7 protein-coding genes are annotated in these 7,211 nt (G+C 73.2%); 1 reads left to right on the top strand and 6 read right to left on the bottom strand.

Annotated features, from left to right (window positions below; translation table 11 throughout):
- Positions 1-42: 42 nt before the first annotated feature.
- Genes MFF56_RS15555 through MFF56_RS15570 form a run of 4 tightly spaced genes read right to left on the bottom strand, consistent with a single transcriptional unit; the run spans position 43 to position 3,411 of the window.
- Positions 43-648 (bottom strand): pyridoxamine 5'-phosphate oxidase family protein, encoded by a 606-nt coding sequence (locus MFF56_RS15555; protein WP_066927454.1) that lies wholly within the window; start codon positions 646-648, stop codon positions 43-45.
- A complete protein-coding gene (locus MFF56_RS15560; protein ID WP_066927452.1) occupies positions 645-977 on the bottom strand; it encodes a lipid-A-disaccharide synthase N-terminal domain-containing protein in 333 nt (110 codons plus the stop codon). Before MFF56_RS15560 ends, MFF56_RS15555 begins: the two co-directional genes overlap by 4 nt.
- Positions 971-1,705, bottom strand: a complete 735-nt coding sequence (locus tag MFF56_RS15565) for a glycosyltransferase family 2 protein (RefSeq protein WP_066927450.1) — start codon at positions 1,703-1,705, stop codon at positions 971-973. Before MFF56_RS15565 ends, MFF56_RS15560 begins: the two co-directional genes overlap by 7 nt.
- Positions 1,702-3,411 (bottom strand): ArnT family glycosyltransferase, encoded by a 1,710-nt coding sequence (locus MFF56_RS15570; RefSeq protein WP_066927448.1) that lies wholly within the window; start codon positions 3,409-3,411, stop codon positions 1,702-1,704. The genes MFF56_RS15565 and MFF56_RS15570 overlap by 4 nt, the downstream gene beginning before the upstream one ends.
- Positions 3,412-4,007: 596 nt before the next feature.
- On the opposite strand from MFF56_RS15570, the gene MFF56_RS15575 reads away from it, so the two are divergent.
- Positions 4,008-4,199 carry a hypothetical protein gene (locus MFF56_RS15575; protein WP_156454036.1) on the top strand — a complete coding sequence of 64 codons (192 nt, stop codon included), beginning with the start codon at positions 4,008-4,010 and terminating at the stop codon, positions 4,197-4,199.
- A 21-nt stretch (positions 4,200-4,220) separates the two neighbouring features.
- Here MFF56_RS15575 and MFF56_RS15580 read toward each other — a convergent pair whose 3' ends face one another.
- Both MFF56_RS15580 and MFF56_RS15585 read right to left on the bottom strand, forming a co-directional pair.
- Positions 4,221-6,563, bottom strand: a complete 2,343-nt coding sequence (locus MFF56_RS15580; RefSeq protein ID WP_066927456.1) for a TonB-dependent receptor family protein — start codon at positions 6,561-6,563, stop codon at positions 4,221-4,223.
- A 58-nt stretch (positions 6,564-6,621) separates the two neighbouring features.
- On the bottom strand, positions 6,622-6,942 hold the full coding sequence (locus tag MFF56_RS15585) for a hypothetical protein (RefSeq protein ID WP_308445274.1): 321 nt from the start codon (positions 6,940-6,942) through the stop codon (positions 6,622-6,624).
- Between the last annotated feature and the right edge of the window lie 269 nt (positions 6,943-7,211).

Genomic DNA, 7,211 nt, shown 5'->3' on the forward strand with positions numbered 1-7,211 from the left:
GATGGCCTCCCCCGGTGCGGGGAAGGACGGGGCCCGTGCGCCTCACGGCACCAGCCAGCGGCCCGTCCACGGTTCGGCGCCCGCCCGGTCCCAGCGGGCGCGGCGGTGGCCGCGGCGGTCGAGGTAGAGGAAGTCGAGGGCAGCCACCCGCACCACCACGGCGGCGAAGTGCGGGCGGCCGAGGGCCGGGGCCTCGTCCGCGTCGGGAAGCGCGTAGGCGCCGCCCGCGGAGATCGCCGTGCCGGGCCCGGGCGCCGTGCCGTAGCAGACCCGGCTCATCGGCTGGGCACCGGCCCAGGCCGCGTCGGCGAGCGCGTCGTCCGTGTGGAGCGTGCCCAGTCCCTCGGCACGGATCTGCACCGTCGTGGCGCCGTCGTAGGCCATGAGCGCGCAGGCGCCGTTCCGGGCGATCTCCGCCGCCTTGTCGGAGCGGCGGTCGCAGTGGAAGCGCAGCGTGCCCGCGCCGGGATCGACCGCGCGCAGGACCACGGTCCGCACGCGCGGTGCGCCCGCCGCCCCGAGGGTGGCGAGCGCGGGCAGGTGGAAGCCGCTGCGCCCCCGCTCCACGCCCTCGGCGAGGAGCCGCCACGCTTGCGCGAAGCAGCCGTCGAGGTCGTCGTGGAAGGCGGGCAGCGGCGCGCGGCTCACGCGGCCCCCCGCCTGCGGCGGCGCTCGCGGAAGATCAGCGCGAGGTTGCGCAGGTAGATCACCGTCGAGAGGCCCTGCCCGATGATGATCACCGGCTCCCGTCTGACGAAGCCGTACACCAGCGTCATCAGCCCGCCGAGGATCGACAGGAACCAGAACGAGAGCGGCATCACGCTGCGCCCGGCCCGCTCGCTCGCGATCCATTGCAGGATGAAGCGCGAGCCGAAGACGAGCTGGGCGCCGATGCCGAAGACCAGCCAGAAGTCGAAGCGGGTGACGAAGACGTCGTAGAAATAGGCCGGCAGGTCCTCGGCGAGCTGGATCAGCACGGTTCCACCTCCGACACGTCGGGCGTCGGGCGCTTGCGCCGGATCAGCCACCAGACGCCGGCCAGATCCAGGATCCCGACCCAGAGCCGGTCGAACAGCCCGTAATTGGAGTGCCCCGAGAAGCGCGGACGGTCCACCACGTCGCGGTGGACCACCGCGTAGCCCTCGCGCGCGACGAGGGCCGGCATGAAGCGGTGCAGGGCGTCGAAATAGGGCAGCCGCAGGTAGACCGCGCGGCGGAACACCTTGAGGCCGCAGCCGGTATCGCGGGTCGAATCCTTCAGGATGCGTCCGCGCACCCCGTTGGCGATGCGCGACTGCAGCATCTTGAAGGCCCCGTCCTTGCGGCCCTGGCGCTGGCCCTGCGCGAGGCCGGCTCCGGGGCCGGCCTCCTCCAGCGCGGCGACGAGGGCCGGGATGAAGGCCGGATCGTTCTGGCCGTCGCCGTCGAGCGTCGCCACGATCCCGGCGCGCGCCGCCGCGACGCCGCTGCGGACCGCCGCCGACTGGCCGCCGCTCCGGGCATGGCGCAGCACGCGCAGCCACGGCCGGCCCCGGCGGACGCTCTCGAGCACCGAGCCCGTGGCGTCGGTCGAGCCGTCATCGACGTAGATCACCTCGAAGGCCCCGAGCGGGGCGCAGGCGCGCTCGAGCTCGGCCACGAGGCTCTCGATGTTGCCGGCCTCGTTCTTCACCGGCACGACGACGCTCAGACGATACGCGCTCACGGGACCACCGCGTAGGCCGCGAGGCCGACGCGGCGGCCCCCGTTGATGTTGAAGCCCGACACCGCGCCGACCTGCCGGGCGCCGGTCCTTCCGGCCTCGGCGGCCGCGAACTCGGCCGCCTGCCGCGCCTCGACGAAGACGAGGCGGCAGCCGCCCGCATGCAGGAAGTCGGAGGCCTCCCGCCCGGTCGGCGGCGTGGCGAGGTCGGTGCCGACGAGGAAGACGAGGCTCGGCTCGCGATAGCCGAGGCTCGCCACGCGCGGGCTCGCGCAGGGCAGCGCGTCCCGGATGGCGGCCAGCCGCGGCGAGACCTTCAGGGCCGGGATCTCGCGCTGGCCGAGGCCGAACAGCGCGGGCGAGACCAGAAGGCTCGCCAGCACGCCGAGGACGAGTGCCCGCTCGGAGCGGTGCGCCCGGAAGGCGAACCAGGCGGCGAGCGCGAGGCCGACCGCACCCGCGAGCAGGGGCAGCGCCGCCCAGGGGACCTGCCGGTCGAGCTGCCAGCCCGCGAGCGGCAATCCGACCGCGAGGCCCACCGGGATCGCCACCGCCAGGAAGCCGACGGCCGACGCGCCGGGCCTGCGCGGATCGAGGGCGCCGCGCCGGAGCGCCAGGACCGTGAGGATCGCCACCATCGGCATCAGGGGAAGCACGTAGTGCGGCAGCTTGGTGGGCACGCACTCGAAGATGGCCCATGCGGGCAGGATCGCCGCGACGAGGAGCGCCACGGCGTCCTCGCCCCGCGTGCGCCACGCGAACGGGATCGCCAGGGCCGCGAAGGCTGCGCCGGGCCAGAAGGTGCCGAAGAAGGCGAGCGCGTAGGTGCCGGGCGGTCCCCAGTGCTTCTCCTTGGCGCCGCCGACCTTGGCCAACATGTCCTGGCCGACCGCCTCCGTGAAGAAGGCACCGCCGCTCTTCCAGGCGATGGCCAGGAACCAGGGCGCGACCGCGAGCGCCACCAGGGCGAGGCCGAGCCCGGGACGCAGGCGCCTGAGCCAGTAGGCGTCGCGCTCGAGCCCCGAGAGGATCAGCGCCGGCAGGCCGACGAAGAGCGGCACCATCGGCCCCTTCACCAGGATGCCGAGCGCCAGCCCGCCCCAGAAGGCGAGGAGCGCGGAGCGCGGCAGCGGTACGACGCTGCCGCGCGAGAGCCAGGCGCGGGCGAGCGCACCGAAGCTCGCGACCGTACAGGCGGTCAGAAGCGCGTCGGTCTTGGCGAGGCGGGCCTCGGCCGAGAGCATCAGGCAGGCCCCGAACAGGGCGGCGGCGAGGAGCGCGTCCGGCCGGGCGAGGAAGGCGAGCGCCGCCCAGTAGGCGAGGAGCACGGCCGCGCAGGCGCCGACGAGCGAGGGGATGCGGTAGAGGGCGATCTCGGTGCGGGCGCCCGGCACGCCGAGCGCCTCGCCCGCCGCCACGCTCGCGGCCTGCAACCAGTAGATGCCGACCGGCTTCTTGTGGCGCGCCTCCGCCTGGAAGCGGATATCGACGAGGTCGCCCGTCTCCAGCATCTGCTTGGAGGCCTGGGCGAAGCGCGGCTCGTCCCGGTCCATCGGCTGCAGGCCGATCTGCCCGGGCAGGAACAGGACCAGCGCGAGGACGAGCAGGGCGAGGCACGCCCGCGCATGGGTCGCCGCGGCGAGCCCCGGCAGCCGGTCGATCAGGTCGGGTTCCGCGGCCCCCGCGCGGCCTGCGGACAGGCTGGTCATGCGTGGTCCGTCATCGTGCGCTGTCTCATCCGGGGCGGCCGTCTGCGGCCCCGGACCGTCGCCGTGTCGCGGCCGGCCGTGTCGATGATCGGCCCCGGAATGTCAAATGCGGCCCCGCTCGTCCCCGGCGAGCCCCGGCCATTCTGCCGCACGGCACCGTTCACATCCTCGGCTCATTGACTCGATGACATGCGGCCTCAGGCGTGTCGGAGCGTCATCGAAAGGGGCGCGAACGTGTCACTGGCTCTCGTCATCATGCTCGCCGGCGCCGTCGGCGCCATCGTCCTCACCCTCGCGGCGCTGCCGGCCGCCGACCGCTTCCTGCGCTGGTGAGCGCGCGATCGAATTTGAACCGGCCGGGTGCCTTCCGAGTTGATCGTGCGCAATGCAATCGGGAGGCTCGCGCGATGGAAGTGGTCGTCATGGTGGCCGGCGTGCTGGGGGCCGCGGGCACGATGCTCTGCATGATGCCGGGCCTCGATTCCTTCTTCGAGTGGTAAGCTCCCGCACGGGACGCCGCGCGAATCGCCCCGGCGGACGCATCCTCCGGGTCCCGTCGGCGTTGACCTGCAGCGTCGTTCGCGATGGAGGTGGCCGTGCTGATCTTCGCCCTTCTGTTTGCCGGCCTCGGCATTCTCGGCGCGCTCGTCGGCCTCGGCGAGCTGGGCCACCCGGTCGGCGCCCACGGCGTGCAGGCCTACGGCTGGGGCCTGACCGTCAACGCCATCGCGCTGGCGGTGTACTTCCTGTTCATGTGGACCCAGCGCTACCACGGCCGCCGGACCTGAGACCCCGTCCGGCGCCGCGGCTCAGAAGCTGAGCCGCAGCCCGCCCACCACGTTGCGCGGCGCGCCCGCGAAGATCGAGCCGGTGGTCGTCGCGAGCGCGGCCGGACCGTTCTGGAGGCCCGTCGCCGCGCTGATCGTGTTCGCGAGCGGCTGGGCGGAGGCGACGTAGCGCGCGTCGAAGAGGTTGCGGACCTCGAGGTAGAGGTTGATCCGCCGGGCGTAGCCGCCGCTGAGATCGGCGGCGTAGTGCAGGTTCGCGTTGACGATGGCGTAGCCCGGCGCCCGCAGCAGGTTGGCGTTGTCGAGGTAGAAATCGTCCTGCACGACGGTCTCGACGAAGGCGCCGAGACCCGCGAGCGGCCCGGCGGGCACGTCGTAGCCGACCCGGGCCAGGAGCTGGTTGGCCGGCACGCCCGGGATGCGGTTCCCGGCCCGGTCGAACCGCCGGGTCAGGCCGCCGGCGCTGAGTTGCTCGACGTAGTCGGTGTAGTACTGGTCGTTGAAGCCGTAGGCGAGGGTCGCCGTCCAGCCCGGCGTGAAGGCCCAGTCCATCCCGAGTTCCACGCCGCGATGCTCGGAGGCGGGCGCGTTGAAGGTGTAGCTGAGGAGCCCCGCGCCCGGCGATTGCGAGACCAGCTCGTTGCGGAAGAACTCGTAGAAGCCGGTCAGGCTGAGCCGCAGGGTCTCGGTCGGGGTCCAGTCGAGGCCGAGGTCGAGGCCGAGATTCTCCTGGGTGCGCAACTGCGTGTTGTTGCCGGGCAGGCCAGCCGGGGTGACGAAGAGGTTGCTGGCGGCGGGCGTGGTGTAGCCCGTGGCCACCCGACCCCGGAACGCCCATTCCGCATCCGGCCGGTAGGCGAGCGCGAGTTCGGGCGCGACGTTGAGGAAGCTTCGGTCCGCGTCCGCGACCGTGCGGGTCGCGCCGGTCGCCGCGTAGCTGTAGGCGAGGTTGCGGCCGGCGATCCAGGTGTTCTCCGCCGAGATGCCGAGCACGCCGGTCCACCGCTCCGTGAGCGCGAGCTCGACCCGGGCCCGTCCGCCGAGGTTCGACTGCACGGCCTCCTGGTCGCCGATGAGCGCGCCGAGGCGCGGGCCGCCGTAGGGCGCTCGGTTGTAGGTCGCGATGTGATTGTCGATCGTGCTGACGTTGAGCGCCGCGTAGCCGATGGCGGGCAGGCCGAACAGCTCGCCCCGCCGGGTGATGTCGCTGAGCAGGTTCCAGGACGGGTACGAGCCGCGCGAGGCGGTCACGTAGAAGGGTTGGTCGAAGTTGCGCTCATCGAAGCCAAGCTGGGTGCGCCAGGTCGTGTCGGCGTCGAGATCGTGCTCCCAGCGCGCCGCCACGATCGTGCGCCGGTCGTTGCGCCCGAAGGCGCCCTCCGCCGCCGTCACCGGCACGGTCGGCCCGAAGGCGCCGTTCGCGAAGAGGTTGAAGGTGGTACAGCCGGGCGCCGCGGAGGCCGCGGTCGCGCAGCCGCGCTGGTAGGGGTTGATCCGGAACTGCTCGAGCGACGAGCGCGCCGCGAGGTCGGCCTGCAGCGTGTTGTTGATCACCTTGAGGGTGAAGCGGTTGTCCGGCGTCGGCGTGTAGCTCGCCAGGAGGTTGACCGTCTGGGTGTCGTAGCTCGCGTGCTCCTGGTAGCCGTTGGCCCGCACGTCGCTGGCGAACAGGCTGATCTCGACCGGGCCGCTCGCGCCGCCGACCGTGAAATAGTTCGACAGGTACCCGAACGAGCCCGCATCCGTGCCGACCTCGTAGCCGCCGATCTCGCGGCCGGTGCGGGTGCGGAACGCGATGGCGCCGCCCGTGGCGTAGTTGCCGAACAGCGCCGATTGCGGTCCCCTGAACACGTCGATGCGGCTATAGGCGCGCGGATCCGTCAGGTCGAACCGGGCGGCACCGTCGGGCTGGGTCAGGACGAAGCCGTCCTCCAGCACGACCGTGTTCTTCACGACGCCGGTCGAGCGGGCGTTGTTGCCGCGGATCGACACGATCACGTCGCGCCCACCATTGCCCTGCCGCACGGTGACGCCGGGGCTGTTGACGAGAACGGAGCCGATGCTGGTGGCGGGGCGGTTCGCGATCGTGTTGCGGCGGTCGATCGCGGTCACGACCTGCCCGACCGGGTTCTCGATCACGGCGGGCGCCGAGCCCTGCGGGGAGGCCACGCCGAAGCGGGCCGAGACCGCTGCCGCCGGTCCGGCCTCGCCGACGACGGAGAGTTCTTCGAGAGTCACGCTGTCGCCCTCGGCACGGGCCTCGCTGCCGAGACCGGGACCGAGCGCGAGCGGGGCGGCCGCGAGCAGCCAGGCAGCGCGTGGAAACGCCGCCGCACGCGAGCAGCGGAGATGGAAGACAGACATCGTGAGGGCTCGTCCGAACGAGGGGCAGGGCCGCGCGGGGGGCGCGGCGGGCTCTGGTTCAGGACGCGGCGGGCGGTCCCCGCGGATCGGGGCGGATGTCGGGCGGCGCTCGGGGCGGAGGCGGGCTCTCCGGCGGCCGCGTGGCGACGACCGCGACGTAGCGCGGCCGGATCGGCGTCGCGGCGGCGGAGGCCGGGAGCGCGAGGTGGGGGGCCTGGGCCGGAAGGCAGCAGGCATGCGCGCGGCAATGCGCCCTGTCGGCCGGTGCGGACCCGTCCGGGTGCTCGGCGCAGAGCACGGAGAGGCCGTCGAGTCCGGCGGGCGTCGGCGCGAGGGCACCCAGGAAGGCCTGGAGCAGCAGCGCGTAGAGCGCGGCCACGGCGATGACCGCGCGGCGTGTCGCCGAACCGGTCGAGCGCCTGCACATGCGCGCCTATAGGCACGACGCGAAAACGGCCGTCAACCGTGGCCGTGCGCGATCCCCGATGTCAGCGCTCGGCCGAGGGCCGGCCGCGCTGGGCCGCCTCGCGCAGGACGCGGGCGAGTTCCTCGGCGGAGTAGGGCTTGCGCACGAGCTCGAAGCCGTGGGCGTCGTCCTGGGCGAGCACGTGGCTGTAGCCGGAGGTCAGCACCACCGGCAGGTCCGGC

Source organism: Methylobacterium hispanicum (assembly GCF_022179285.1).
Lineage (GTDB): Bacteria > Pseudomonadota > Alphaproteobacteria > Rhizobiales > Beijerinckiaceae > Methylobacterium > Methylobacterium hispanicum.